This is a genomic window from Meiothermus sp. (assembly GCF_026004115.1).
In the GTDB taxonomy this organism is placed as follows: Bacteria; Deinococcota; Deinococci; order Deinococcales; family Thermaceae; genus Meiothermus.
Genome location: NZ_BPIM01000001.1, coordinates 1,953,423 through 1,978,435, shown reverse-complemented (window position 1 = coordinate 1,978,435; position 25,013 = coordinate 1,953,423). Strand labels below are relative to the sequence as shown.

The window sequence follows — 25,013 nt, the reverse complement described above, 5'->3', positions numbered from 1 at the left end:
TATGAACGCCGACCTGGTCATCATCGTCACGGCCATCCTGGTCTCCACCGCCGCAGCCCTGGTAGGCACCTTTCTGGTGCTGCGTCGCATGGCCCTCCTGTCCGATGCCATCTCCCATGCGGTTCTGCCGGGGATTGTGCTGGCCTACTGGCTCTCGGGAGGCGAGCGGGCCACCCTGCCCGCCTTGTTGGGGGCCGCCGCAGCGGGACTCGTCACCGTAAGTCTAGTGGAGTGGCTCACCCGCAGCGGCAAGGTTAAGAACGACGCTGCCATCGGCATCGTATTCCCAGCCCTGTTTAGCCTGGGGGTACTGGCGGTATCGCTTTATTTTCGCCATGTGCACCTGGACTTAGACGCGGTGCTCTATGGTGAAATTGCCTATACACCCTTCAATACCCTGACCCTGTGGGGCCGTGAAATTCCCGAGTCGTGGCTGGTGATGGGTTCGCTGACCCTGCTCAACCTGCTCTTCGTGCTGCTGTTTTACAAAGAACTCAAGCTCTCCACCTTCGATGCAGGCCTGGCCGCTGCCCTGGGCTTTGCACCGGGCGTATTGCACTATGCCCTGATGACCCTGGTCTCCTTTACCTCGGTGGGGGCCTTCCAGTCGGTAGGGGCCATCTTGATTGTGGCGTTCCTGATTATTCCTCCCGCCACGGCTTACCTGCTCACCCAGCGCCTGCCGGTGATGATCGGCCTGGCCGTGGGGGTGGGTGTGGTGTCCAGCCTGGCGGGCTACGGGCTGGCCATCTGGCTCGATGCCTCGATTGCCGGCATGATGGCCACGGTAGCCGGAATCTGCTTTGCCCTGGCTTTCCTTTTTTCACCCCTGGGGGGCTATCTGACCACCCGGCTGCGCCGCGAACGAGAGCGCCTCGAGGTCGCGGCCCGTCTTTTGGTCGCCCACCTGGCCCACCACGACCAACCGGTCCCCGAGCAGGAAGTGCTGGCGGAGTTTGGTTGGAACCCCGCCTTCCTGCGCCAGGCCAGGAATAAAGCCCTGCGGGAGGGCTGGCTCGAGGTCTTGAGAGACGGCTTGCGTCCCACCCCTGGCGGGCTTGCCCTCAACAAAACCCGTTTTGCACAGGATTTGTAATGCAAACTTGCATCGGCTATTGTTATACCAAACCCACATGAACCCCTTGCCTTCTCCCCGGTGGGAGAAGGTGGTAACACCCCGACCATGCTATTTACAAACGGCGATAGGAACACGATAGGCTGCACCTGGGGTGTTGCTGGATGAGGGAGTTTGGGATGACCCTCAAAGCTAACTGTCTGGGTAAAGTGGGCATTATATGCAGATGTCGCTCAGCGACTCACCTCCACACTGGTACGGTTGCCCGCCGCATCTACTGCAATCAGGGTCACGCGGCGCACCGGAACCTCCACGTAGAAATTAACTTCCTTGCCCTTGGGCAGGGACAAAGGGCTAAAGGTTCGGTCGTATTGCAAGGTCACCCGATCCACCCCGGTGTCGTCCAGCACGCGCCCGGAGATTTGCAAGCTCGACTCGGTGCGGGCGGGGATTTCCTCCTCGGTGCCATCGGGCAGGGTACGTTTGCTGGCCGGTTGCACCACCGTCACTACTCGCTCGGCCCGTTCAATCACAACCTGCGGAGGGCGAGCATCCAGCACCATGGGCAGCCGAACCGTGCGGGTTTGGCCGCTCATGTCGGTGGCATCTACCCTGATTTCCACCTGCCCCGACTGGGGGGCCTGCACCCGGAAGCTAAAGCGCACCAGCTTCTGCCCCCGGTTGGTCTCCGAAAGCAGCTCTTTTCCGCCTGCCTTCACGCTTTGGATCCCCACATCATCCAGGGCATACCCCTGTACCTGCAACGAACGCTGCGAAAGCACCCCGCTTTTGGGTTGGGTGATGCCAATCAAGGGCGGCTGGGTATCCCCAGGCCGTTGACACGATGAGAGCAGCAATAAAAAAAGAAGGGGCACGAAACGCACCCCTTCATCCTAGCAGTTGCTCAGGGCCTAAAAATTAGGCCCGCGCGCCCGTTGAAGTCCAGGCCACCTACGCCTGGCACAGTGCCTGTAAAGATGCCAAAGCCAACCTGCAGTTCGCCATAGACACTAAAGGGTTGTCCCGGGAAGGCATACTCGATACCCGCCAGGCCGTGGGGGAAGATGTAGATGCCGCCCACGCCGCTGAAGGTCCAAAAACCCACAGAAGCTCCCGCGCCGGCAAACCAGCTCAGATCGAAGCCCGGGGCAGCAGGGATGGCTTGCTCCAAAAAGATATAGTCAGCTCCAGCCCCCAGCCCAGCGAAAGCAAGGCCAGCGCCTACACGGAAGTTGCTGACCTGGTATTGCACACCAAGCCAGGTCGGGAAGCCCGAGTAGAGACCAAAACCATCCGACTGAGCTTTGCCTAGAGAGCCAAATACCAACGCAAACAAGACGATCAAGGGGACTAAACGTTTCATTTTATTGCTCACCTCCAAGGAGAGTCTAGCACCTTTGCGTTATTTTTGCGTTACTTTAGGTGGTATAAAGCGCATTAATTCGCACATAGCCCTCGGTAAGGTCGCATCCCCAGGCCATTCCTTGCCCCTCACCCAGACCCAGGTCGGCCTCTACCAGCACCTCGTCGGCTTGCATAGCCTGGCTGGCTGCAGCACGGTCAAAATCCAGCACCCGCCCGGCATAGAGGGGGATGCCTTGCAGGACAATCCGAACCTTGTCTGGCTCGAGCGCCACCCCCGCTTTCCCCAGCGCCATCATGACGCGGCCCCAGTTGGGATCGTTGCCGTAGACAGCGCTTTTCCACAGGGGACTGGCCGCTACCGAGAGCGCAGCTTTGCGGGCTTCCGCGTCGCTAGAGGCCCCGGTTACTTTCACTGTGAGCAGCTTGGTAGCCCCTTCGCCGTCGCGGGCCAGCTTGCGGGCCAGCTCAACACAGACTTGTTCAACGGCCTGCCAGAACTCACCCAGATCCACCGGCCCCGCCGCGCCGTTGGTCATCAAAACGGCCATATCGTTGGTAGAGGTATCGGTGTCCACCGTGACCTGGTTGAAGCTTCTGTCCACCACCCCCTGCCAGCCCCGGCGCAGCTCTGCTTGGGAAACCTCGGCATCGGAGACGATGTAGGCCAGCATAGTAGCCATGTTGGGGGCAATCATGCCGCTGCCCTTGCACACCCCCACCACCCGGGCTCCGCTCTTCAAGGTGGCCTCGGCCATCTTGGGCACCAGGTCGGTGGTCAGGATGGCTTCCATGAAGGGGTCAATGTCCTGGCCCAAATGAATATTGGGTAGACCTGCTTCAATTTTCTCCACCGGCAAGGGCTGCCCGATGACCCCCGTGGAAGCGGTCAGGACAGCTTCGGGGGCGATATGCAGCTGGGCTGCGGCCAGTTCGGCCATCTGCCGGTCGGCCCAGAAACCCTGCGGGCCGGTAGCGCAGTTGGCATTACCCGCATTGACCACCACAGCTTGTAGCGGCTGACCCCTCGCCAGCAGTTCTCGGCCCCGAATTACACAAGGAGCGGCAGCCTTGTTCAGGGTTCCGACAAAGGCCCAGTTGCACGGAGTCCCCGAGACCAAGAGGGCCAGGTCGGGCTTGCCCGAGGGTTTGATTCCAGCCTGGGTGGCACCCGCACGAAAACCAATGGGAAGTCGCATGATAGCAGCATATCCTTCTGTCTAGCGATTAGGAAAGTTGTGCATTTTTAACTGTCATAAAGGTTTTCAGACAGGATCCGTTTTGTAGCAGTTCTTCGTCAGTTCTCAAAATCCCACGTTTGAACAGGACTTTGCGAACCTTCCCCTCGGCAACCCCACCTGCGAAACAACGTTACAGTTGCATAAAGTATGCGTTAAACCGCTACTTTTCGCACACAGCGGGCTTTTCTCAGCTACCATGACGGTAATTGATGGTTGTAGAGCATCATTGGTCTCAACCATCGCCCTATCCGAATGGAGGCATTATGAGTGAAGTGTGGCTTGTTGGATTGGTGCTGAGCATACTGCTGGTATATGCGCTTTTTTTTCGGGACGAACTGATTTTCGATGTGGCCTATCTTCTACGCTTCCGCAGCCTGAAAAAACAGACCCTGACCCCCGAAGAACTCGAGGCCGACCGGCCCCAGCGCCTGGCGGTTTTGCTGCCCACCGAGCAGGATGCTCAGCGCATCGGCCCGATGCTCCGGGCCTCCCTGGGCTACACCAGCTACTCCCCCTTGCACCTCGACTTTTTCGTGGGCATCTACCCCAATGATCCCAAAACCCTGGAGGCTGTAGAGGCGCTTTCCCAGGAGTTCGTCAACGTGCACGTGGTGGTTTACGACCGCCCTGGCCCCCTGCCCAAGGGGCATTTGCTTAACTGCATGTACGGCTATCTCGAGCGCTTCGAACGCAACAACCGGATACGCTTCGAGGCCGTGGCCCTACATAGTGCAGACGATGTAATCCATCCCTACACTTTCAAGCTCTACAGCACCCTGCTGCGTAAATATCCCGCCGTGCAGTTGCCGGTGCTCTCGCTGCCATCGCAGAGCCCTTTTTGGAAACGTTGGCTGGAAGTAAGCTATGCTGCCGATTTGGCCGAACAGCAGCTTCGTCACCTGCCGCTGCGGGAACACCTGGGGGTTTTTATACCCAACGCATCCACCGGGTTTGCCTTGCGTCGCGAACTTTTACCCGAGATGGCCAGCGATGGTCACGTCTTTAGCGAACAGCCGGACGCAACCGATTTCGACCCCGCCCTGCGGCTGTGGCGCATCGGCCAGCCGGTTCACTTTCACCTGCAACCCATCTGGCGCCTGGACGACCACGGTGAAACACACCGTGAAATGATTGCGGTGCAGCAGTCCTTTGGCCCCCATAATGCCATCGGCAGGAACAAAACGCCCTGGACATATGGCCTGGGTAGGCAACTGCTCGGTCTGCTACTGGGACAAACCCCATTCAAAGAGGCCCGACCTCCCCAGCCCAGCAAGTACGCCCCCACCCTGCTCAACCTGGCCCATCTGTTGGGTTTTCCCACCTTTGTTTACGCCCTTCTGGCCCAATTCTTTGGCTGGCCTGCAGCCCATCATCCAGTGGTGGGTGGGATGCTGGCCCTCATTGGTGCAATTTTGCTGATTCGCTGGGCCATGCGCTACACGGCAGTACACTCCCTCTATGGCTCTCAGGTAGCACGCCAGGCTTCTTGGTTGCCGCCTGGTTTTCCCCTGCGCTGGATTTTATTGGGTTTGCTGAACAAAATATCGTCCAGGACAACATCCGCCTACATGAGCGAAGCCCACATCGAGGCCCACCGGCTGCGCCTGGGCGACTTATTGCTCTTCTACAACGACATCTCCGCAAAACAGCTCGCACGGGCCATGCAAATGCAGAACTATGGCATTTATCGCCCTCGGCTGGGGGAAATTCTGGTGGCCGAAAATTTCATCAGCGAGCAGACCTTGCGAAAGCGACTGGCTGAGTTGCGCTGGACCAAAATGGCGGCCACCGTTGCCAAGCAGACCCAAGCCCTGAGCAACCCCACCTACTACCCCCGCACCCTGCACCGCCCTAAATCCGGGCAGGTGAACCAGGAAAAAAACCCCACCGTCCTCACCGATACCATGTTCTAATACCAGATTCGGTTAGTTCGTCACTAAACAGTGACGAACTAACCCGACTGAAAGGAGTACTCTAGGATTCAAAAAGATAGCCTCTGGGGGTCTCAGGGCCGGTGCATAAAGTAAAACCTCTCCTTCCTCCCCCAACGGGGGAGGCTAGGTGGGGGCCTAATACCCGGCCTGGTCGCTTGTCTACGAGCATTATTTTGCAACACTGGCTATCTAGAGCGCACTAAGCTAAGGTTTGCAGGGGGTTTACGCACCGACCCTGCTCTGGCGTTTGGTTTTGTACGCGGTCTTTGTGAATCCGGTATTGTGGGCTGGTGACCTTGCACCAACCAAAAGATGCCGCCCGTTACAGCAGCATCTTTATGAAGCTTCGACTCTATTTTTTTATGCGGTAGGTTCAATAAGACCATAATTGCCGTCGCGACGGCGGTAAATCACGTTAATCTGCTCGGTCTCGGAGTTGCGGAACACGAAGAAATCGTGGCCCAGGGCCTCCATCTCAAAGGCGGCATCCTCGGGGGTCATGGGTTTCATGTTGAAGCGCTTGGTACGAACAATGCGCGGTGTGGCTTCTTCCTCGAGCTCAGCCTGTCCTGCTCCCATCATGACGGGCTCAGGAAGCGGCTGGCGTGTCCGCTGGAAGTGACGTTCCTTGTAGCGCTTGAGCTGGTACTCGAGGCGGTCAATCGAGCGGTCTATGGCCGCATACATGTCGGGGTCGGACTCCTCTACCCGCACCATCCCCCCCGGCACATTGACCTGAATCTCGGCCTTGGCCTTGCGCTCGACCCGCGGCCCCTGGGCCAGCGAGAGCACCACTCGAGCTTCGGCATTGTCTTCGAAGTGACGATCCAGCCGGGCCATTTTTTTGTCCAGGTAGTTCTTGAGGGCCTCGGTAATCTCGATTTGACGACCCACCAGCTTGTAGACGTTCATTCTCGCCCTCCAATCGCTGCCCGAGTTGGGTTTCCAGGCGGGGTTTCGGGGGAGCGAAGGCTACTCGGATACCTCCGCTGGGCCTGGGAGTCCCGAAACTGTGGTCTGGGCTTTCAAAATGCCCCTCTAGCCTGGTGCCTTTATACTATCACCACCCCATGAGGGATATATGTCCAACGCCAGTCCCTTCTACACCAGGCTATACCTGCCCTCCCGCTCGTCGCGCACCAACTGCCCGGCCTTGAGCACCACCACCCGCTGGGGATAGGCTTCCACCAGGTCGCGAGAATGGGTAGCCATCAGCACGGTGGCCCCCCGGGCGTGCACCGATTTGAAAATTTCCAGCACCGCCAGGGCATTGGCCGGGTCGAGGTTGCCGGTTGGTTCATCGGCCAGCAAGACCTGGGGATCACCCACCAGCGCCCGGGCAATGGCCACCCGCTGGGCCTCCCCCACCGAGAGTTCTTCGGGGTAGGCCCGCTTCTTGTGAACAATCCCCACCTGGCGCAGCACGCGGGTGGCGCGGGTGTCCCACTCGGTTTTGGGCACCCCCAGCACCCGCAGGGTGAACAGCAGGTTCTCCTCCACGGTCATTTCCTTCAGGAGGCGGTGATCCTGAAACACCACCCCGATCCGGCGGCGGTGCAGGGCAATGCGGTCGCCGCGCAGGGCCTTGAGGTTTTCTCCGGCAAAGTACACCGCCCCGGAGCTGGGCTCGAGGCGCTTCAGAATCAGGTTGAGCAGGCTGGACTTGCCCGCACCTGAATGCCCTACCAGAAACACAAACTCGCCTTTTTTGACTTCCAGGTTCAGGTCAAACAGCGCTTTGGTCTGGGTGCGGGGGTACTCGAGCGTCACCCGGTGGAAGTGAATCATCGGTACTCAGGGTACAACAAAGCGCCACCTTACAGGCCAGTACAAGTTCACAGGATTTTGGGCCCCACAAATGTCACATGGCTGAAGCCCAGGTGCTTTTGGCTTTCGGCCTTCGGCTTTGTCCTTTAATGAACACTTCGCTCTCATCCATTGCCGCTACACTGTTGAGTTAGGTGAACGAAACCATGAAGCGCAGAGCCTGGTTAATCGCAGCGGGTGGCATTCTGGCTGCCCTGGTCTATGCCCAACTGTCGGGGGGAGCTGTCGAAGCCTTCAACCGCAACCCCAACGGACAAGCCCTGATACAAACCTATCAACTAATCCAAAATCAGTATTTGAGCCGCCTCGAGGCCGACAAGCTCAACCGGGTGCTGGAGGGCGGTATTCGGGGTATGCTCGGGGCCCTGGACGACGAGTTTACCAGCTACTCCCCGCCCCAGCGGGCCAGCCTGCGCAACCAGGATGTGCAGGGCGAGTTCTTTGGCATTGGGGCCACCCTGGCCCCCAACGAAAACGGCGGCGGCGCACGGGTTCAGGGCGTGATTCGTGGTCTGCCCGCCTTCAATGCCGGAATTCGCGCCGGCGATGTCATCATCGAGGTCAACGGCGAGGACATGACCAAGCTTGACCTCAACGAAATCGTCGCCAAGATTCGCGGTCCGCAAAACACCAAGGTTACCGTAGGTGTGCGCCGCGATGGTACCAACGCGGTTTTGCGCTTCGAGATGATCCGGCAACGGGTGGAAATCATCTCGGTTTCCAAGACCATACTGCCCGGAAACGTGGGCTATGTGGCCCTGGAAACCTTCGGCAATGTGCGGGTGATTGAGCAACTGAATGCCGCCCTGAACGAGATGAAGCAGCGGGGGGTACAAAAGCTGGTCTTCGACCTGCGCGACAACGGGGGCGGCCTGCTGGATCAGGGCTGCCAGGTCGCGCGGGCTTTCATCCGCGAAGGCCCCATCGTGTATACCCGTACCCGTAGCGAAACCCGGCTCTACTGCGAGGCCAACGGACAGGTCGCCTGGAGCGGCCCGATGGTGGTGCTCATCAACGGCAACTCGGCCTCGGCCTCGGAGATCGTAGCAGGGGCCATGCAGGACACCGGGCGGGCCAAGGTGATCGGTGAAACCTCCTTTGGCAAGGGCGTGGGACAGAACGTAATTGACCTGGCCAACGGCGGCGACCTGACCCTGGTGACCTTCGAGTGGCTCACCCCCAAACGGCGGGGCATCAACAAGCAGGGCATCAAGCCCGATATCGAGGTCAAAGACACCCGCTTTGAGGTACCGGTGGCTTTCGAGGGCACCGGAGCCAAGCCGGGCGAAAACGTGACCATCAGCATTGGCGGCCAGACCTTTACGACCAGGGCCGACGACAAGGGCAAGTTCAGCTTTAGCCAGCCCCGCCCTGCCGTGAACCTACCCGCCGAGCGCGGCCAGGCCGAGGTAGACCTGAATAAGGATGCCATCCTGCGCCGGGCGCTGGAAGAGCTCAGGTAGGTTTTTCTTCATAGGCCGGGGCTATAGAGCAGGTTTTGCACCATTGCTTTGGGCCTTCGGCCTTAGGCTTTAAGGGTGGCGATGATCCTGCTCGAAGACCTCAGCAAGCGGTACGGCCCGTTTGTGGCGCTGGATGGCCTGAATCTCGAGGTGCGTCCCGGCGAAACCCTGGCCCTTTTGGGGCCCAACGGGGCCGGCAAAAGTACGACCATCAAGGCGCTGGTGGGGTTGCTGCGGCCCAGCCGGGGCCGGGCGCTGGTGAACGGGGTAGATGTCTGGAAAGACCCGGTACGGGCCAAAGCCCAGTTTGGCTACGTGCCCGACCGGCCCTACCTGTACGGCAAGCTGTCGGGCCTCGAGCTCTTGCGCTTTGCTGCCGGGGTATACCGTCTCCCCAAAGCCCAGGCCGAGGCCCGCATCGAGGAGCTACTGGTGCAGTTTCGCCTGGATCGTTTTGCTTCCTCGCTGATTGAAACCTATTCACACGGTATGCGGCAAAAGCTCTCGCTGGCCCTGAGCCTGCTGCACGCGCCGCAGGCGCTCATTCTGGACGAGCCGATGGTGGGGCTCGACCCCCACGCCACCCGGCTGGTCAAAGACCTGCTCCACGCCTATTCCAAGGACGGGCGGGCGGTGCTGTACGCCACCCACCAGCTCCACCTCGCCGAGCAGGTTGCCGACCGGGTAGCCCTGGTGCACCGGGGCCGTCTGCTGGCCTTGGGCTCCCCTAAAGAACTTTTGCATCAACACGGCTCTGCCGACCTCGAGGAGTTCTTCCTACGGCTCACCGAGGATGCCAACCAACCCGAGTCCGTGCTGGTCTAGGCTCTTAGTGCACGGGTAACTTGTTTTGCGGCACGTTTTGAAGCAGGTTGATTGCCCATAATTGCGATGTGCGATCCATTGGGGGGCACTAAAGTGCATACTGAATTCTTGGTAACCAGACCACCTAGGGATTTCCTTGCTGCGAAGATACCCCATGGCGCGGCACGAGCCGTAATCCTCATATGGCCACCCGCTCAATCTGATTGCAACATACCAGACCGAAAAAGAGTGAGCAAAGACAAAATATAGCCTTGTGTGCGCTGGCTACCAGCTCCCATCAAACCGCGCCGTAAGGAGTGCATTTTTTGCTGTTCTCAACGGGCAAAACCCCTACTGGATATGCCCTAAAGCACCGTTACGGCTCAGGTTTACTTTGTAGGAAAGGATATAATCCCATACGAGGCTAGAGATGCGGGGGCGCAATGTTTTTCTGTTGGTTCTGATCATCCTGATGGCGGTTTTCGCCTGGCGCAACTGGGCGGTATTTAGCGAGGAAAAAACGCTCTCGCTGATTTTTACCCAGATAACCGCACCTTTTGGCATCGTGATGCTTTCCATCATGGCGGTGCTGGTCGTGGTGTATTTCTTGTACACGGTGGGGCTCGAGACCGCCGCTTTGCTCGAGGTCAAGAAATACGCCCGCGAGCTGCTTTCTGCTCGCAAGCTGGCCGATGAGGCCGAGGCCAGCCGCTTCTCCGAACTCAAGAAATGGCTCGAAGGGGAACTCGAGGCCATCAAAGCCCAGAGCCCAGCAGGGCTCGAGGCCAAACTTGAAGCACTCGTCGAGCGCATTGACCGGGTAGAACACGAGTTGCGCGAGGATATCGAGAAAGCCGGCAACACCCTGGCGGCCTACATCGGCGAACTCGAAGACCAGCTCACTGGCCAGGACAGGCATCCCCCGCGTTGAGCAAAACCGGCAAACCCGCTAAACTAAACCCTGCTTGGGGGCCGTTAGCTCAGTTGGTCAGAGCAAGCGACTCATAATCGCCAGGTCGCGGGTTCAAGTCCTGCACGGCCCACCAGTTTTTTGCAAGAACGCCCAGTTCACTGTTTTAGAAGAGGCCAGGACTAGGTGGCGTTGGACGTGCCTTTTTCAGGCTGTTCTATTGGCTCCGGTGTGTGGATGGCAGCGTGATTTTTCCGGCGATGGCATCCCTCTGGGCACCTGTGGTCTGCTTGAGAATGTTGGGTAGCTCCAGGTAGCGAAGGTATCCCAGTACCGCAAAACAAAGCGCCTCACGGTGTTTGGAGTCAAGGCCTTTTTCTTCAAAGGTATATACCGGAACCGGCAGCAGCGTCCGGAGGTGTCGCATCAGGGTGGCGTTGTAGGCCCCCCCACCAGCTACCCAGATTTCATCTAGCCCGTGTGGGAGCACAAAATTCTGGTAGGCCATCGCGATTGAGCGAGCCGTGAACTCGGTCAGGGTGGCCAGCAGGTTGGCGGGGGGAAGTGCCGCATCTTCATCTAAAGTCTCCAGATTCCAGACTTCACGGCCTGTAGATTTGGGGGGCTTACGACCAAAGTAGGGGTGGGTAAGCCAGCGCTCAACCAGCACCGGGTCAGCCTTGCCCGAAGCGGCAATTGTTCCCCCGGTATCCTGTTGCAGACCCAGTCGGCCTGCGGCCTCGTCGAGCAGGGCATTGCCGGGGCCGGTATCGAAGGCCAGCACCTTCTCGGGGTTCAGGTCGGTGGGCAAGTAGGTCAGGTTGGAGATGCCCCCAATGTTGTGTATGGCCCGGCTGATCCCCTTTTCTCCATAGAGCAGCAGGTCGGGGTAGGGCACAAAGGGCGCAGCCTCCCCGCCCAGGGCCATGTCCGAAGGCCGAAAATCCGACACCACCGGCACTTCCAGGGCCTCGGCCAGATAAGCCGGCTCGCCCATCTGCAAGGTGGCCTGGGGAGGTTCGTGCCAGACGGTCTGTCCGTGGGAAGCCACCAGATCTACCCGGCCTTTGAAAGGGGCCGCTGCTTCGGCATAAAAACGCCCCAGGGCATGATGCAGCAGGGCCACCTCGCGGGTAACGGCCTGCGACTTCAGGGTACGGATAATCTGGGCCCGCAGGTCGTGCGGAAAGCGAACCTCTTTGTGCTCGAGCACGTGCCAGCGGAGCTTTGGAGGCCGCCCGTCTAACTCAGCTAGCAACAAGTCCACCGCGTCTACCGAAGTGCCGGACATCAGGCCCAAAACGCGCATCATAGCTACTCTACCGCGTTTTGAGCGGATAGGTCGGGGTGGATTTGATCAACCACCCCGGAGAAGCTCAAATCCGTTGATGTACAGATACCCATTGGGGTTGGAGACCAAAGACCCCTAGCTACGGGTACAACCCCAGTAAAGACCTTGCTTCCAGTACCCGCGTAGCTGCCACAATGTAAGCCGCCGTGCGCAGCGAGACTTTTTTGTCCTGGGCCACCTGCCAGACCGCCTCAAATGACTGGCGCATGAGGCGCTCGAGCTTGGCATTAATTTCATCTTCGGTCCAGAAAAAGCTGTTGAAGTCTTGCACCCATTCAAAGTAGCTCACCGTGACGCCGCCTGCGTTGGCAATCACATCGGGGATGACCAGAATCCCCCGCTCACTCAGGATGTCGTCGGCAGCAGGGGTGGTAGGGCCGTTGGCCCCTTCGGCGATGATTTTGCACTGCACCTTCCAGGCGTTGGCTTCGGTTATTTGTTTTTCCAGGGCAGCCGGAACCAGGAACTCGCAGGGGGTAGTCAGTACCTCGGCGGCAGGAATGGGCTCGGCCTTGGGGTAGCCCTTCACGCCGCCCATCTGCTTGACATGGGCGGTGAGGTCGTAGGGGTCTATACCGGCATCGTTGCGAATCGCTCCAGTCACATCCGAGACCGCCACGATTTTGGCCCCGTGGTCGTGGAAGATGCGGGCCGCTGCGTTGCCCACGTTGCCAAAGCCCTGTACCGCAACCCGGCTGCCTTCTACGGGCAGGCCAATTTTTTCCGCCGCCGCCGCCGCCGTTACGAATACCCCGCGGCCCGTGGCGTCCTGTCGCCCCAGCGAACCCCCCACCGCGATGGGCTTGCCGGTGACCACCCCCGGTGCGGTGCGCCCCACGTTCATGGAGTAGGTGTCCATCATCCAGGCCATTTCGCGGGCCCCGGTGCCCATGTCGGGCGCCGGAATGTCTTTGTCCGGGCCGATGATGATGCCAATCTCGGAGGTGTAGCGCCGGGTCAGGCGCTCGATCTCGCCGGGGCTGAGCTTACGGGGATCCACCCGGATGCCCCCCTTGCCACCCCCGTAGGGCAGGCCCACAGCGGCGTTCTTGATGGTCATCCAGGCCGATAGCGCCATCACCTCGGAGAGGGTCACGTCCTGGTGGTAGCGAATCCCCCCCTTGGCGGGGCCGCGGAAGGTGTTGTGATGAACCCGGTAGCCCTCGAAGTGGGCCACCGAGCCATCGTCCATTTGCACCGGCACATCCACAATCAGGATGCGCTTGGGCCGTTTGAGGTCTTCGACCCAGAAAGCCAGTTTGCCCAGGTAAGGGGTGACGCGGTCAACCTGGGCCAGATAGATTTCCCAGGGGCCGATGTTATCGCTGCAAAGATAGGAAAGGGGTTCGGATTTCATGCGTTCCTCCACGGAGCGGATGGTTCATGGCTCATAGCTGGTATATGATGTACTGCTGTATGTGATGTACTGCTAAAGCGGCCTCTGTTCAGGGGTATACCCCACGTAAGCGGCTGGCCTCGTTAATGCGCTCGAGAGCCAGCGCATAGGCCCCCGCCCGCAGGTCGCCCTGCAAGGGTTTGGCCCGCTCGAGCACCGCCTGCAAGCTCTGGTGAATGAACTCACGCAGTTTTTGCTGCACTTCGCCTTCTTCAAAGAAAAGCATGGAGAGGTCTTGCACCCACTCCAGATACGACAGCACCAGCCCGCCACCGTTGGCCAGGATGTCCGGGACAATCTGGACGCCCTGGAGTTTGAGCAGGTATTCGGCCTCGGGGGTGATGGCCCCGTTGGCCCCCTCCAGGACCACCTGTGCGGCGATTTGCTTGGCGTTGCCCTCGTGGATGACGCCTTCTACCGCCGCCGGAACCAGGTAGTCAACTTTCAGGGTGAGCAGCTCGTGGTTGGTGATGTACTGCCCGCCGGAGAAGCCCTCGAGGTGGCCATGCTCGGCGTAGTGGCGCTCAAGGGCCGCTATATCCAGCCCTTCGGGGTTGTAGACCCCGCCCCGACTGGTGGAGATGGCCACCACCCGGATGCCCTCCTTGACCGCATACCGGGCCACCGCACTGCCCACCTGCCCAAAACCCTGAATGGCCATGCGGGCGCCCACCACCGGCCACCCTTTGGCCTGGGCCAGATCGGAAAGCGCATACACCAGCCCTTGCCCACCGCCTTCGTCTTTGGTGGCGACCCCCCCAAGCTGGGGTGGTTTGCCGGTCACCGCGCTCAGGGAAGTCTGGCCCCGGGTCATGGTGAAGGTGTCCTGAAACCAGGCCATCACGGTTTCGTTGGTGCCCACATCGGGGGCCAGCACGTCTTCATCGGGGCCAATCAGCTCGATGAGTTCCGTGACGTAGCGGCGCGAGAGGCGCTCGAGTTCGCGCCTCGAGAGCTTGTCCGGTTCTACCTCCACCGCGCCCGCCGACCCCCCAAAAGGCAGGCCAAACACCGCCGACTTCAGGGTCATCCAGGCGGCCATGCCACAGGTCTGGCCCAAGCCTACCTCCGGGTGGTAGCGCACCCCCCCCAGGGCCGGGCCCCGGGCGATGTTGTGGATCACCCGGTAAGCCGTAAAGTTCCGCACACTGCCGTCGTCCATCACCACCGGCAGCGAGACCCCCACCAGGCGCTTGGGGTGGGTCAGGTACTGGATGGTGGCGGGGTGAATCTTGGCTACTTTGATGGTAGCCTCGAGGCGGCGCAAGAAGCTATCCCACAGGCTTGCATCTCCAGGGGGGCAGTAAGCGTTTCTGAGCGGCATTAAAGAACCTCCGTTTCGTAGGTCTTGGGGCCATTTTGTCACAGCCCACATGGGCGTTTGACCCTAATTTCGACGCTCATGAGTATACCCGCAGGCTGATTTTGAAGAAACAAAAAGGCTCGAGGGTAAAGTGTGGGTATCGCGCACAAACTTCGGTATCAAGTAGATTGCCGACCCCTGCAGCCAAGCGGTAGGCTGTGAGCGGTGATGGTATGAGCGAAGCCCGCACACTAGAACTGGTCTTTCCCGAACATGCCAACCCTGGCGGCAACGCCTTTGGGGGGTTTGTACTGGGCCTGATGGACAAGGTGGGCTCCTACGCGGCCATCCGCCGGGCCCGCAAGCGCTGCGTGACCGTGCGGGTGGGCGAGGTGGTGTTCGAAGTGCCCATTAAGGTGGGCGACTTGCTCGAGGTGGTTGCTAGGGTCGTGCGGGTGGGCCGCACCTCGCTCACGGTGGAGGTCGAGGTCTACCGCGAAAACCTGCGGGAACCCAGAATGCTCGCGACCAAGGGCAACCTCACCTATGTCGCGGTGGACGAAACCGGAAAGCCTACCCCAGTCGATGGGTAGATAACCCCCTACTTTACCCGCACCAGCTCACGTCGGGCCAGGGCCTCGAGTTCGTCGCGGTAAACCGAATGGGGCAGTACCCGCAGGGCCGCAATGGCCTGCTCGACCCGCGCCGCAATGGCCCGGGTGACCTCGAGGCCGGCCCCAGAAAGCTCCGCCAGTTCCTGCAGGCGGGCAATATCGTGTGGCTCGCTGGCCCGACGTTTGAAGATGGCTTCCACCTCTTGGGGATAGGCCTCCAACAGCCGCAAGGTAATAAGCGTCACCTTACCCTCGCGCACATCGCCGCCCGCCGGTTTGCCCAGCACCTCTGGGGTACCCATCAAGTCCAGGTAGTCATCGCGCATCTGGAAGGCCTGCCCATACAAGGAGCCAAAGCGGGCCAGGGCCTTCCGCTCTTCCACTGGTGCATCCCCCAGCACCGCCGCCCCTTCACAGGCCACCCGCATCACCGAGGCCGTCTTGCCATCTATGATGCGCTCGTAGTTTTGCAGCGAGTAATCGTGTAAAGCGGCCACCTGAAACTGCAAGACCTCGGCCTCGGAAAGCTGCCGGGCGGTCTCGGCGAACATGGCCACCAGCTCCATGCGCCCGGTCTGGGCCAGGAGGGCCATCAGACGCGAGAGCAGATAGTCGCCCGAGAGCACCGAGACCGCGTTGCCGTACTTGCGAAAAGCAGCCTCTTTGCCGCGCCTTGTCTCGGCATCGTCTACTAAGTCGTCGTGCAGGAGCGAGGCCGAGTGCAGCAGTTCCACCGCCAATGCCAGCTCCATCGCGCCCGGAACCCCGCCCAGCGCGTTGCTGGCCAGAAACACCAGCCGGGGCCGCACCCGCTTGCCCCCTGCGGTTACCAGGTCTTCCTCGATGAGCTGAACAAACTCCACCTCTGACCGCACCACCGCCCGCAGGCGGGATTCGAACTCCGATAGCTGGGCTTCAAGGTCGAGGGTGAAGGGCTGGATACTCATCCCAACGATTATAGACCTCATCTCCCGGCGCAACCTAGGTTCGCATCCATTTTTCAGGGCCGGTGCATAAAGTAAGAACTCTACTTCCCCCCCCAACGGGGGAGGCTAGGTGGGGGCCTAATACCCGGCCAGGTGGCCTGCCTAGCAGCGTTTTTTTGCAACACCGGCCGTCTAAAGCGCACTTAGCTAAGGTTTGCAGGGGTTTACACACCGATCCTGACCCATTTAGCTGGCTGAGGGCCGGGCGCGGCCTGGCCTGGTTATTAAACTGGGGTTGCCAGAGCGGCGGTTGGTCGTTTTTCAGAGGGTCATCTTTACCGTGCTTACGGATTGATAACTACCGGCGCAGGCAGCGTAACCGTGCGTACCGTTCCGTTGAGGCTTTGAGCCACATAACCGGTAATGGCCAGCGTACCGGGGTTTGCGCTAAACGGTATGGATTTTACTAGCTTAGGGCAGTCGTCAGCAGCGGTGGGGGGCGGGCACTCGGGCACACCAAACCCGCTAAGCGCGGGGCCTCCAGTCAGGTTGAGCTGGGTAACATACGCAGATGGGCTGCCAGGCAAGGGCTGCGCTTCAAAAACGACCTCGTAGCCGCTCGCTGAGGGCCCAAACGATACCGAGTGAAACCGCACCGTAGGGATCCCAAAATCGGTTACAAAGTTGCCGCACCCCGCCAGTATAAAAGCGGCCACCACCAGGGCAATAAGTTTTTTCATCCAATCATCTCCTCTCTCCACTTGGGGTTGAGCACGAAGAACGAGAGCCTGCTCAGTCCGGCCAGGAAATCTACGTTCTCCACTGCCACTTCCTTGGGCACTTCCAGAACTGCCGGAGCAAAATTCAGGATGCCCTTTATCCCTGACTCTACCAGACGATCGGCCACCGCTTGGGCCGAATCAGCAGGAACTGCCAGAAGGCCGAACTCGATGCGTCTTTCGGCTACGGCCCGGGGAAGATTGTCCATGCTTTCGACTTGCAAGCCCCTGAAGGTGGCAGTGACTTTGGAGGGATCGCGGTCAAAAAGACCCTTTAGCTCGAAAATCTCGCTGAAGCCGGGGTAGTCGGCGATGGCCTGGCCCAACCGGCCCATACCCACAATGCAAAGCCCCCAGCGGCGGTTGAGGCCCAAAATTTGCCGCAGCTCCCGGCGTAAAATCTGCACCGTGTAGCCCACCCCCCGGGTTCCGTAGCTACCAAAGTACGAGAGGTCTTTGCGCACCTGAAAAGCGGTGACCTGGGCTTCCTCGGCCAGTTGTTCAGAGGAGGTGCGGTTAATGCCCCTGGCCTCGAGGTCTTCCAGAATCCGCAGGTAGGTGACCAGGCGGGAGATGGCCGCACTGGGTACTTTAGCCATAGAAAACTCCTGTTGAAACCATCTAGCGAACCTCCAGAACCTCGAGGCCCCTGGCCCGCAGGGCCGCCGCAGCCGACGAAGCATCGTCCAGGGGGCCCACGCGCACCTTCACCAGGCCGCCTTCCTCCACCAGCACCACCGGATAGCCTGCTTGCCGCACCGTCTCGACCACCGACTGAGCGCTCTGGGTGTTGCGGAAAGCCCCTACCTGAAGGAAGCGGCTAGCGCTGGGGGCGGGTTCGGTCTGGGATTGGGGGGTGGGGGCTGAAGGGGAACTGGCCGTCATTCGAGCGACCTGGGGCTGGTACTGACCCAGCGTGCTGGCGATGGTGCGGGCTCGAGCCTGGCTATCGTAGGGGCCCACCCAAACACGGGTAAGGCTTCCAGAGGTCTCGAGGCGCACCGGATAGCCTTGCCGGCGCAGGGTCGCGGCCAGGCGTTCGGCGTTTTCGCGGTTGCCAAATGAGCCCACCGCTACCCGCCAAGTACCACCTGCATCGGCGGTAAGGTTTGGACGCTCAGGTCTGGGAGCGGGCACAGGGCGGGCCGTCTCCGGCTGTACCGGTTGCGATTGCCTGTCCTCTACCTTGGGGGGAGCCGGAACGGGTTTGGCGACGGGGGCTGGGGCCGTGGGGGCCTGCGGAATGGGCAGCACCGTGACCACGGTTTCGGGTTCAGGCTGGGGCTGAGGCCGCGCGGCAGGCGGGGTCTGGGGCCTGGGCTGTGGGGTTGCCGGGGTAGTTTGCGGCTGGGGCTGCGCAGGTGGAGGGGTTGGGGGTTGGGCCTGCGGGGCTGGCGGTGAAACGCTAGAAGGGGGCGTAGCCCCCCCCCGTGATCCGGCAAACGGGTTAACCCCGGTCAAAAAAAGCACCACACCCGCCATGATGGCTGCGACCAGCAGGAAGATCAGTGCATCGAGCCAATTTGTTCTAAGCCAACCCATGCCACCAATCTACCGCAATAAGTCCCGGGCAGGCGCATAGCCCAGATCGGCAGAGCGCTGCCAGGCCCGCCGGGCTTCGGCTACCCGGCCCAAGGAGCGCAGGGTGAGACCCAGGTTGTACCACGCTACCGAGTTGCGGCCATCCAGGGCCACCGCCTGCGAGAGCACCCGTTCCGCGTCGGAGTATTTGCCCGCAGAGTACAGCGCCGCCCCCAGGTTGGCTGCTGTGGAGGCACTGGGCGCCAGGGCCTGGGCTTTTTCCAGCGACTCGACAGCAGCCGCGTAATCCTTCAGGTTGAACTGCGAAACCCCCAGGAAGAACCAGGCTTCGGCGTTATCGGCTTTTTGCTGGGTAACCTGGGAGAGGGTTTCGACTGCCTCGGCGTAGCGTCGCAAGGCATACGAAGATTTACCCTGCAGGAACAAAGCATCTACCCTGTCCGCCCCCTGGCTGGCCTTGGCGGCCATAGCGGCAAAGCGGCCCGACTCGGCAGCCTGGCCCAGGCGGTCATAGGCAGTGGCCAGTCCCAACAGCACTTTGGGCTCATCGGGGTTCTGGGCATAGGCATTCTGAAAGGACTCCAAGGCCCCTCGAGCATTTCCGTCGCGCAAGCGAGCGACCCCCAGGTTGTAGTGAGCCGCCCACAGCTTGGGGTCAAGCCGAGCAGCTTCTTGCAGCGAAGCCTGTTGCTCACGGCCTTGTTGCAGGGTGGACTTTTTGAGCAGCAGTTGGGCCCGCGCCGAGTTGTCTTTGGCAGCCTCGAGCCCCCGGTCAATCTCGCGCAGCGCCCGCAGGGGCAACCCCTGGGCTACGTAGATGTCGGCAATTTGCGAGATGGCCTGCACATTGGCGGGGTCGTTGCCCAGGATCTGGTATAGCACCGGTAGGGCTTCCAGGGGCTTGTTGGCCCTAACCAGGCTATCGGCCAACAAAGAGGTCAGCTCGGCGTCCCCGGAGACTTTTTCCAGGCCCTTGCGGGCGGCAGCCGCAGCGGCCTCGTGCTGGCCTTGGGTGCGCAGGGCCTTAACCTGGCCGATGTATGCAGATTTAAGGTCAGCGGCGCTCAGACTGGCTTTCTCGCCCACCTCGACCGCCCTGGCAAAAGCCTGGGCAGCCTCGGCGGCCTGGCCCTGGCGGTCGCGCACTACGCCCAGGTTGAACCACCCTTCAAAACGATTGGGGTCAAGAGCAGTGAGCTGGGTGAACTCGAAGGCGGCTCCCCGAAGGTCGCCCAGGCGGTACAGGGCCAGACCCAGCCCAAAATGAGCGCTGTAATTGGAGAAGTCCCGGGCAATGACCGCCTCAAAGCCCTGCACGGCCTCGTTGAGGCGCCCCGCCTCGAGGGCCGCCTGGGCCTGTTGCAGCGTCTGCTGAACAGCAGGGGCCGGCTGACTTTGCTGCGCCCAGCCCAGCGAAAGAATCAGAAGCGCCGCGCAAAAAAGTTGTTTCATAGCGTCTCCTTCAGGTTAATCCTCATCTTGCCGCCCATTGTAGCACGTGAAGAAAATGCACAAGCGGCAAATGCACTTGTCAAGCCCAATCTTTACAAGATTCTAACCCTAAATCTGTAGGTGGTTGCAAAGAAATAAGCCTATCGCTCAGCATTCAGCATACCGATGGACGCGTCCTAGGAGCCCTTCCTTGCTGACGTTTTTAGCGTATTGCAAACAAGCACCTTGACCAAACAGGTCTCCGCCGCTAATATGTAAAAGCTGTCACATGCAGCCACCGTCGCGGGGTGGAGCAGTCTGGTAGCTCGTCGGGCTCATAACCCGAAGGTCATAGGTTCAAATCCTATCCCCGCAACCAGCCAGAGGGCTCCGGAAAACCGGGGCCCAATTTCTTTACCGTCAGACCTTCTCGATGCGCCCCAGGGCCTCGGCGGGTGTGCGGGCGCCAATGGCGAAGAGGGCGACCCGCATTTCGTGCAGAAAGTCCTGAATCCATGCCACCGCCGCTTCTGGGCCCTGGAGGGCCGGCTCGAGCAGGGGTCGGGCCACCGCCACCATCTGCGCTCCCAGGGCCAGGGCCTTGGCGGCGTCGGTGCCGGTGCGAATGCCCCCCGAGGCAATCAGGGGCTTGTGGGGCAAAACACTCCGGCACTCCACCAGGGCCTCTGCGGTGGGGATGCCCACCTCCACCAGCTCGGGGTGCAGGATGCGCCCGTGGTGTACAAGCTCTTCTACCCTGGCCCAGCTCGTACCACCTGCGCCAGCCACATCCAGGGCCGCAAAAGGCAAAGGGGCCAAGCATTCGGCCACCTCGCGCCCGGTGCCGTGCCCCACTTCCTTGAGGATGACCGGAAAGGGTATCTGTGGCAGCAGGGCGGATAACTTCCCCAACAGCCCCGCAAAGTCGGTATCTCCTCCGGTTTGCAGGGCCTCTTGTAGGGGATTAATGTGCAGGGCGATGGCGTCGGCTTGCACAAGCTCAACGGCTTGCTGAAGGTGCCAAAGGCCATACCCTTTGTTGAGCTGTACCAGCCCCAGATTGCCCACCAGCAGCGTGCTGGGGGCCACTTCGCGCACCTGAAAGCTGGCCCGGGCCTGAGGGCGCTCGAGCATGACCCGCTGGCTGCCCAGCATCAGGCCCACCCCCAGTTGTTCCGCGGCCTGGGCCAGCGCCCGGTTAATCTGCCCCCCGTATGCCTCGCCACCGGTCATGGCCCCAATCAAAAAAGGAGCTTTTAGGGTTTTACCCAGAAAAGAGGTGGTCAGGTCTACATCCTGCAAGGCCAGCTCGGGCAGCGCCCGGTAGCGCAGGCGGTAGCGCTCGAACCCAGTGGTGAGGCGGGTATACTCCACCGGCTCCCCCAGGCAGACCTCGAGGTGCTTGCGCTTGCGTATTTGAATATCGGGATCGGGTGTATCGTTCACGGCTAGAGCGATTGTACAGGGCCGGGGTGAAGGGCCTTTCTGCGGCTTTCGTGCTATAACCTTCCGAAGCCTGAAAAACACGGCAGGCCGCGATATAGTAACCTTCGATGATTCTGCTGGTTTCCGAAGCGATTGAACCCCGGTTTTTGCAGGGACTGCCGCTAGGGGTCGAGGTGGCTTTTTTGCCTAAAGAAGGACCCTTATCGCAAAAAGCCCTTCAGACCGAGTTTGCAGTCGCACCTTACGGCGGCGGGGCCCGGCGCTTTTTTGCCGAGCTGCCCCACCTAAAGCACCTGAAGGTCGTACAGACCCTGACCGCTGGGGTGGACTGGATTCTGCCCCACCTGCCCCCGGGCGTGGTGCTGTGCGATGCGGCCGGCGTGCACGACGTTCCGGTCTCGGAGTGGATTGTGGCTGCCATCCTGAGCGCCATCAAACGCTTCCCCGAGTTCCGCGATGCCCAGCGGGAACAGCGCTGGGCCTACCGCTGGGTGGACGACCTCGAGGGCTCCACGGTGCTGTTTTTGGGGTATGGCTCCATTGCCCGCGCCACCGAAAAGCGCCTGGCTCCTTTCGAGGTGGAGTTTATCCGGGTAGCCCGCACCGCCCGCGAAGGGGTACATACCTGGGCGGATTTACTGGCTTTGCTGCCCCAAGCCGACGTGGTTGTGAATCTGCTGCCACACACCCCACAGACCGACAAACTGATTGGGGCGGCCCAGTTTGCCCAGATGAAGCCGGGGGCACTGTTCGTCAACGCAGGGCGGGGCAAAACCGTAGACCAGGAAGCCCTGGTGGAGGCCATCCGGGCTAAGCAGGTACGGCTGGTTACCGATGTCACCGACCCCGAACCCCTGCCCGAAGGGCATCCGCTGTGGTCTTTGCCGGAGGTGTTCTTGACCCCCCACATGGCTGGCTCTACCCCCAAACTATACGAGCGGGGCTTCCGGCTGGTGCGCGAGCAGGTGGCGCGATACATGCGGGGAGAACCCTTGCAAAACGTGGTGCAGGATGGTTATTGATCTGCTGCTGGCCCTGGTGTTTGCGGTGGGGGCCTGGGCCATGGCGCTGTGGGTCTCGGCAGAGGTGAGCCTGAGCAAAGCCCAAAACCGCGTGCAAAGCGCCATCAATGTCGGGTTTACCGTAGCGATTCAGGCGGTGTATGTGCTATCGGTACAAACAGTAGGCACCTGGCGCGATGCGTTGCTGGTAATTTCGGTCATGCTGCTGCTGGCCTGGTATGGCATGCTGGGCCTGACCAAAGCCATGACCCAAAGCAGCCTGCCAAAGGCTCGAGGGTTTGCCCGTCTGAGCGAGCTACTCCAGCGCCTACAACTTGCCGGATACCGGGCCTTTGCCTTCTTGACCTTGCTACTGATGGGCTTGGGAGCACTGCTTGGATTCGGCGACCCTACCTTGGCGCTTACATTTACCCTGCCGTTTTTAGCAGCTTTGTTTTGCACCCTGTGGCTGCCACGTTGGGTACGCAAATGGGCCTGACCCCACCCCTACCGCCGGGGCGGGCGCACCCAAAAAAGCGCGATCGAGATGAGCAAAAAGGCTATCCACGCCTGAAGCGGAATGGGAAAGCTGGGCACGTACTCGACGTTACAGGGAATCGGACCCTTGCAAACATTGGGCGCCAACCCTGGAACCCATAGCTCCAGAAGGTGATAGCTGCTCCAGAACAGCCCCAGCAGCGATAGGGTGAGGGCATAGGGTCGAATGCCAGCGTCGTTGCGCCAGGTAGCCATGCCCAGCAGGAAAACCAGCGGGTACATGGCAATACGCTGGTACCAGCAGAGGGTGCAGGGAATAAAGTTGCGTACCTCAGAGTAGTAGAGGCTACCCAGCGTCGCAACCAGTGCGACCAGCCAGGCCAAAGCCAGCAGCAGCGCGTTGCGGTCGAGCGAAGAAGACGGGGTCTGCATCGGACTCATTCTAAAGCGAAGCGGACGAAACGGCTCTGAACCTGCCCGGGCAGTTCGGCCCCGGTTCCGGCCAGACGTATGAAAGGCCTGGGGTGGATGCGCCCTATCAACGCAGCTCCAACCCCGCTGTCCAGCCGCCTGGGCACGACCCCTGCCAGAAGCCCCACCTCCTGGTAGGTGAGGATGGCACCCACGGCCTCGCCATACAGATAAGCCACAAAGGCCTGACTGTGGGGGTTCTGGAGCAGCTTGCCCACTGCATGGGAGAAGGGAAACCGCCACTCGGGGGTGCGGTAAGCCTCGGTGAGGATACGCGAGATGCTCCAGGCTTCCGACCAGGGCACCTGTTCCGTCCAGTAGGCACGGGGGCTGGACTCGGACTGGCAGAATTCGAAAATGGCCGAGGGCCGGTAACCCTGGGCCAAAAGCGCGGAGGCGTCCTGACCCTCCGGCACGGTGAAGGCGGGCGGCGCACCGATGGCCCGAAAACGGGCCTCGAGCTCAGTTCTTGCGGCCTCAGTGTAGCCAAAGGCGGTGTTACTGAGCAGCAGGGGAAAGTTGGGTTGAAGCAGGTAGGGAATGCCCGCCACCTCGCCGGCGTGCGCACCGGAGGCCAGGAGGCGATATAGCTCGTGGAGGTTGATTGGTGTCACCTTATGTACTCAACCCAGCAAGGCCTCGACAAACTCCCCGGCGTCGAAGGGTTGCAGGTCGTCGGCCTTCTCGCCCACGCCGATAAACTTGATGGGCACGCCCAGCTCGCGCACGATGGGCACCAGTACGCCCCCCTTGGCGGTGCCGTCGAGCTTGGTCACGATAACCCCGGTCAGGCCTGCGGTCTCGTTGAATTTTTTAGCCTGCTCGAGGCCGTTCTGGCCCGTGACGGCATCCAGCACCAGCCAGACTTCACCTGGCTCACCGGGGTCGGCCTTGGCAATGGAGCGCTTAACCTTGGCCAGCTCCTCCATCAGGTTGTGCTTGGTGTGCAGGCGGCCGGCGGTGTCTACCAGCAGCAGATCAAGGCCCCGGGCCTTGCGGGCCGAGGCCGCATCGAAGGCCAGGGCGGCGGGGTCGGAGCCTTCGGGGCCCTGGATGACCGGGATGCCCAGCCGCTCGCCCCACAGGCCCAGCTGGGCCCCACCTGCCGCGCGGAAGGTATCGCCCGCGCAGAACATCACACTCTTGCCCTTGGTTTGGTAATACTGGCCCAGCTTGGCAATGGTGGTGGTCTTGCCCACCCCGTTCACCCCCACCATCAGGATGACCTTTCCTTGAGGCTCTACAACGGATTTTTTGGCGTTTGGGTTGAAGCCAGCCTTGCGGATTTTGGCCCGGAAGCGGTCGGGCTCGAGCTGCACCGTGAGGGCTTGTTTGAGGGCTTCTCGCAGGTCTTTTTTACCCGACTGTCGCACCTCCTCCAGTACCTCCTGGGTGGCCTCGACGCCCACATCGGCAGAAATAAGGGCGAACTCGAGTTCCTCCAGCACCTCCTCGGGGCTTTGGCTCCAGGGAACAGATTTGATCAGGTTGTCACGGGTCTTACTAAGGCCCTCTTTGAGGCGCTGAAACCAGCTCATAAAGGATAGTGTACCGCCGAGCGTTGAACGTTTACCGGGCAGGAGTCACCAAGTCGTTCCACTGGATAGGGTTGAGCAACCCGGTAGATGCCCCTCATAGG

General features: G+C 60.7%; 25 protein-coding genes and 2 tRNA genes. 10 read left to right on the top strand and 17 right to left on the bottom strand.

The window, feature by feature from the left end:
• The first annotated feature begins 1 nt into the window (after position 1).
• Positions 2-1,096: a metal ABC transporter permease gene (locus tag Q0X23_RS09550; protein ID WP_297860074.1), complete on the top strand. Its 1,095-nt coding sequence runs from the start codon at positions 2-4 to the stop codon at positions 1,094-1,096.
• 212 nt (positions 1,097-1,308) lie between these two features.
• Here Q0X23_RS09550 and Q0X23_RS09545 read toward each other — a convergent pair whose 3' ends face one another.
• From Q0X23_RS09545 to argJ, 3 genes are all read right to left on the bottom strand, one after another.
• Positions 1,309-1,887 (bottom strand): hypothetical protein, encoded by a 579-nt coding sequence (locus tag Q0X23_RS09545; RefSeq protein ID WP_374707453.1) that lies wholly within the window; start codon positions 1,885-1,887, stop codon positions 1,309-1,311.
• 92 nt (positions 1,888-1,979) lie between these two features.
• On the bottom strand, positions 1,980-2,438 hold the full coding sequence (locus tag Q0X23_RS09540) for a hypothetical protein (protein ID WP_297860072.1): 459 nt from the start codon (positions 2,436-2,438) through the stop codon (positions 1,980-1,982).
• Between the two features lie 55 nt (positions 2,439-2,493).
• On the bottom strand, positions 2,494-3,636 hold the full coding sequence (gene argJ / locus Q0X23_RS09535; RefSeq protein WP_297860071.1) for a bifunctional glutamate N-acetyltransferase/amino-acid acetyltransferase ArgJ: 1,143 nt from the start codon (positions 3,634-3,636) through the stop codon (positions 2,494-2,496).
• Between the two features lie 305 nt (positions 3,637-3,941).
• On the opposite strand from argJ, the gene Q0X23_RS09530 reads away from it, so the two are divergent.
• Complete coding sequence (locus tag Q0X23_RS09530) at positions 3,942-5,591, top strand: glycosyltransferase (protein WP_297860070.1); 1,650 nt, start codon at positions 3,942-3,944, stop codon at positions 5,589-5,591.
• A gap of 381 nt (positions 5,592-5,972) precedes the next feature.
• On the opposite strand, the gene hpf is transcribed toward Q0X23_RS09530, so the two are convergent.
• The gene (hpf, locus tag Q0X23_RS09525) at positions 5,973-6,524 is read right to left on the bottom strand and encodes a ribosome hibernation-promoting factor, HPF/YfiA family (protein ID WP_297860069.1); all 552 of its coding nucleotides are present in this window, start codon (positions 6,522-6,524) and stop codon (positions 5,973-5,975) included.
• Between the two features lie 189 nt (positions 6,525-6,713).
• Positions 6,714-7,400 carry a cell division ATP-binding protein FtsE gene (ftsE, locus tag Q0X23_RS09520; protein ID WP_297860068.1) on the bottom strand — a complete coding sequence of 229 codons (687 nt, stop codon included), beginning with the start codon at positions 7,398-7,400 and terminating at the stop codon, positions 6,714-6,716.
• Positions 7,401-7,585: 185 nt separating this feature from the next.
• On the opposite strand from ftsE, the gene Q0X23_RS09515 reads away from it, so the two are divergent.
• From Q0X23_RS09515 to Q0X23_RS09500, 4 genes are all read left to right on the top strand, one after another.
• On the top strand, positions 7,586-8,902 hold the full coding sequence (locus Q0X23_RS09515) for a S41 family peptidase (protein WP_297861201.1): 1,317 nt from the start codon (positions 7,586-7,588) through the stop codon (positions 8,900-8,902).
• Between the two features lie 81 nt (positions 8,903-8,983).
• On the top strand, positions 8,984-9,727 hold the full coding sequence (locus Q0X23_RS09510) for an ABC transporter ATP-binding protein (RefSeq protein ID WP_297860067.1): 744 nt from the start codon (positions 8,984-8,986) through the stop codon (positions 9,725-9,727).
• 409 nt (positions 9,728-10,136) lie between these two features.
• Positions 10,137-10,637 carry a DNA cytosine methyltransferase gene (locus tag Q0X23_RS09505; RefSeq protein ID WP_297860066.1) on the top strand — a complete coding sequence of 167 codons (501 nt, stop codon included), beginning with the start codon at positions 10,137-10,139 and terminating at the stop codon, positions 10,635-10,637.
• Positions 10,638-10,675: 38 nt separating this feature from the next.
• A tRNA-Ile gene (locus Q0X23_RS09500) sits at positions 10,676-10,752 on the top strand.
• A gap of 81 nt (positions 10,753-10,833) precedes the next feature.
• Here Q0X23_RS09500 and Q0X23_RS09495 read toward each other — a convergent pair.
• The 3 genes from Q0X23_RS09495 to Q0X23_RS09485 form a co-directional block, all read right to left on the bottom strand.
• Positions 10,834-11,928 (bottom strand): anhydro-N-acetylmuramic acid kinase, encoded by a 1,095-nt coding sequence (locus tag Q0X23_RS09495; protein WP_297860065.1) that lies wholly within the window; start codon positions 11,926-11,928, stop codon positions 10,834-10,836.
• A gap of 118 nt (positions 11,929-12,046) precedes the next feature.
• The gene (locus Q0X23_RS09490) at positions 12,047-13,324 is read right to left on the bottom strand and encodes a Glu/Leu/Phe/Val dehydrogenase (protein ID WP_297860064.1); all 1,278 of its coding nucleotides are present in this window, start codon (positions 13,322-13,324) and stop codon (positions 12,047-12,049) included.
• A gap of 88 nt (positions 13,325-13,412) precedes the next feature.
• Positions 13,413-14,687: a Glu/Leu/Phe/Val dehydrogenase gene (locus Q0X23_RS09485; RefSeq protein WP_297860063.1), complete on the bottom strand. Its 1,275-nt coding sequence runs from the start codon at positions 14,685-14,687 to the stop codon at positions 13,413-13,415.
• 212 nt (positions 14,688-14,899) lie between these two features.
• On the opposite strand from Q0X23_RS09485, the gene Q0X23_RS09480 reads away from it, so the two are divergent.
• Positions 14,900-15,259, top strand: a complete 360-nt coding sequence (locus Q0X23_RS09480; protein WP_297860062.1) for an acyl-CoA thioesterase — start codon at positions 14,900-14,902, stop codon at positions 15,257-15,259.
• An 8-nt stretch (positions 15,260-15,267) separates the two neighbouring features.
• On the opposite strand, the gene Q0X23_RS09475 is transcribed toward Q0X23_RS09480, so the two are convergent.
• From Q0X23_RS09475 to Q0X23_RS09455, 5 genes are all read right to left on the bottom strand, one after another.
• A complete protein-coding gene (locus Q0X23_RS09475; RefSeq protein ID WP_297860061.1) occupies positions 15,268-16,227 on the bottom strand; it encodes a polyprenyl synthetase family protein in 960 nt (319 codons plus the stop codon).
• 323 nt (positions 16,228-16,550) lie between these two features.
• Positions 16,551-16,946: a hypothetical protein gene (locus Q0X23_RS09470; RefSeq protein ID WP_297860060.1), complete on the bottom strand. Its 396-nt coding sequence runs from the start codon at positions 16,944-16,946 to the stop codon at positions 16,551-16,553.
• Positions 16,943-17,584 (bottom strand): redox-sensing transcriptional repressor Rex, encoded by a 642-nt coding sequence (locus Q0X23_RS09465; protein ID WP_297860059.1) that lies wholly within the window; start codon positions 17,582-17,584, stop codon positions 16,943-16,945. The genes Q0X23_RS09470 and Q0X23_RS09465 overlap by 4 nt, the downstream gene beginning before the upstream one ends.
• Positions 17,585-17,606: 22 nt before the next feature.
• On the bottom strand, positions 17,607-18,527 hold the full coding sequence (locus tag Q0X23_RS09460) for an SPOR domain-containing protein (protein ID WP_297860058.1): 921 nt from the start codon (positions 18,525-18,527) through the stop codon (positions 17,607-17,609).
• A 9-nt stretch (positions 18,528-18,536) separates the two neighbouring features.
• Entirely contained in the window at positions 18,537-19,979 is a 1,443-nt protein-coding gene (locus Q0X23_RS09455) for a tetratricopeptide repeat protein (RefSeq protein ID WP_297860057.1), read from the bottom strand.
• A gap of 281 nt (positions 19,980-20,260) precedes the next feature.
• Here Q0X23_RS09455 and Q0X23_RS09450 point away from each other — a divergent pair.
• Positions 20,261-20,337 (top strand) — tRNA-Met (locus tag Q0X23_RS09450).
• Between the two features lie 41 nt (positions 20,338-20,378).
• Here Q0X23_RS09450 and fni read toward each other — a convergent pair.
• Complete coding sequence (gene fni / locus Q0X23_RS09445) at positions 20,379-21,404, bottom strand: type 2 isopentenyl-diphosphate Delta-isomerase (protein ID WP_297860056.1); 1,026 nt, start codon at positions 21,402-21,404, stop codon at positions 20,379-20,381.
• A 107-nt stretch (positions 21,405-21,511) separates the two neighbouring features.
• Between fni and Q0X23_RS09440 the strand changes: the two genes are divergently transcribed.
• Together Q0X23_RS09440 and Q0X23_RS09435 are read left to right on the top strand one after the other, a co-directional pair.
• Positions 21,512-22,426, top strand: coding sequence for a 2-hydroxyacid dehydrogenase (locus Q0X23_RS09440; protein WP_297860055.1), 915 nt, complete (start codon positions 21,512-21,514; stop codon positions 22,424-22,426).
• Complete coding sequence (locus Q0X23_RS09435; RefSeq protein ID WP_297860054.1) at positions 22,416-22,904, top strand: hypothetical protein; 489 nt, start codon at positions 22,416-22,418, stop codon at positions 22,902-22,904. Before Q0X23_RS09440 ends, Q0X23_RS09435 begins: the two co-directional genes overlap by 11 nt.
• A gap of 8 nt (positions 22,905-22,912) precedes the next feature.
• On the opposite strand, the gene Q0X23_RS09430 is transcribed toward Q0X23_RS09435, so the two are convergent.
• The 3 genes from Q0X23_RS09430 to ftsY are packed head-to-tail and all read right to left on the bottom strand — an operon-like array spanning position 22,913 to position 24,912.
• Complete coding sequence (locus Q0X23_RS09430) at positions 22,913-23,335, bottom strand: disulfide bond formation protein B (protein WP_297860053.1); 423 nt, start codon at positions 23,333-23,335, stop codon at positions 22,913-22,915.
• 5 nt (positions 23,336-23,340) lie between these two features.
• Positions 23,341-23,988, bottom strand: coding sequence for a hypothetical protein (locus tag Q0X23_RS09425; RefSeq protein WP_297860052.1), 648 nt, complete (start codon positions 23,986-23,988; stop codon positions 23,341-23,343).
• A 9-nt stretch (positions 23,989-23,997) separates the two neighbouring features.
• Positions 23,998-24,912 carry a signal recognition particle-docking protein FtsY gene (gene ftsY / locus Q0X23_RS09420; protein WP_297860051.1) on the bottom strand — a complete coding sequence of 305 codons (915 nt, stop codon included), beginning with the start codon at positions 24,910-24,912 and terminating at the stop codon, positions 23,998-24,000.
• Positions 24,913-25,013 lie beyond the last annotated feature (101 nt).

Coding starts and splice junctions, on each gene's coding strand:
- Q0X23_RS09550 (WP_297860074.1), top strand. CDS start 2: ATGAACGCCGACCTGGTCATCATCGTCACGGCCATCCTGGTCTCCACC.
- Q0X23_RS09540 (WP_297860072.1), bottom strand. CDS start 2,438: ATGAAACGTTTAGTCCCCTTGATCGTCTTGTTTGCGTTGGTATTTGGC.
- argJ (WP_297860071.1), bottom strand. CDS start 3,636: ATGCGACTTCCCATTGGTTTTCGTGCGGGTGCCACCCAGGCTGGAATC.
- Q0X23_RS09530 (WP_297860070.1), top strand. CDS start 3,942: ATGAGTGAAGTGTGGCTTGTTGGATTGGTGCTGAGCATACTGCTGGTA.
- hpf (WP_297860069.1), bottom strand. CDS start 6,524: ATGAACGTCTACAAGCTGGTGGGTCGTCAAATCGAGATTACCGAGGCC.
- ftsE (WP_297860068.1), bottom strand. CDS start 7,400: ATGATTCACTTCCACCGGGTGACGCTCGAGTACCCCCGCACCCAGACC.
- Q0X23_RS09515 (WP_297861201.1), top strand. CDS start 7,586: ATGAAGCGCAGAGCCTGGTTAATCGCAGCGGGTGGCATTCTGGCTGCC.
- Q0X23_RS09510 (WP_297860067.1), top strand. CDS start 8,984: ATGATCCTGCTCGAAGACCTCAGCAAGCGGTACGGCCCGTTTGTGGCG.
- Q0X23_RS09505 (WP_297860066.1), top strand. CDS start 10,137: ATGCGGGGGCGCAATGTTTTTCTGTTGGTTCTGATCATCCTGATGGCG.
- Q0X23_RS09495 (WP_297860065.1), bottom strand. CDS start 11,928: ATGATGCGCGTTTTGGGCCTGATGTCCGGCACTTCGGTAGACGCGGTG.
- Q0X23_RS09490 (WP_297860064.1), bottom strand. CDS start 13,324: ATGAAATCCGAACCCCTTTCCTATCTTTGCAGCGATAACATCGGCCCC.
- Q0X23_RS09485 (WP_297860063.1), bottom strand. CDS start 14,687: ATGCCGCTCAGAAACGCTTACTGCCCCCCTGGAGATGCAAGCCTGTGG.
- Q0X23_RS09480 (WP_297860062.1), top strand. CDS start 14,900: ATGAGCGAAGCCCGCACACTAGAACTGGTCTTTCCCGAACATGCCAAC.
- Q0X23_RS09475 (WP_297860061.1), bottom strand. CDS start 16,227: ATGAGTATCCAGCCCTTCACCCTCGACCTTGAAGCCCAGCTATCGGAG.
- Q0X23_RS09470 (WP_297860060.1), bottom strand. CDS start 16,946: ATGAAAAAACTTATTGCCCTGGTGGTGGCCGCTTTTATACTGGCGGGG.
- Q0X23_RS09465 (WP_297860059.1), bottom strand. CDS start 17,584: ATGGCTAAAGTACCCAGTGCGGCCATCTCCCGCCTGGTCACCTACCTG.
- Q0X23_RS09460 (WP_297860058.1), bottom strand. CDS start 18,527: ATGGGTTGGCTTAGAACAAATTGGCTCGATGCACTGATCTTCCTGCTG.
- Q0X23_RS09455 (WP_297860057.1), bottom strand. CDS start 19,979: ATGAAACAACTTTTTTGCGCGGCGCTTCTGATTCTTTCGCTGGGCTGG.
- Q0X23_RS09440 (WP_297860055.1), top strand. CDS start 21,512: ATGATTCTGCTGGTTTCCGAAGCGATTGAACCCCGGTTTTTGCAGGGA.
- Q0X23_RS09435 (WP_297860054.1), top strand. CDS start 22,416: ATGGTTATTGATCTGCTGCTGGCCCTGGTGTTTGCGGTGGGGGCCTGG.
- Q0X23_RS09430 (WP_297860053.1), bottom strand. CDS start 23,335: ATGCAGACCCCGTCTTCTTCGCTCGACCGCAACGCGCTGCTGCTGGCT.
- ftsY (WP_297860051.1), bottom strand. CDS start 24,912: ATGAGCTGGTTTCAGCGCCTCAAAGAGGGCCTTAGTAAGACCCGTGAC.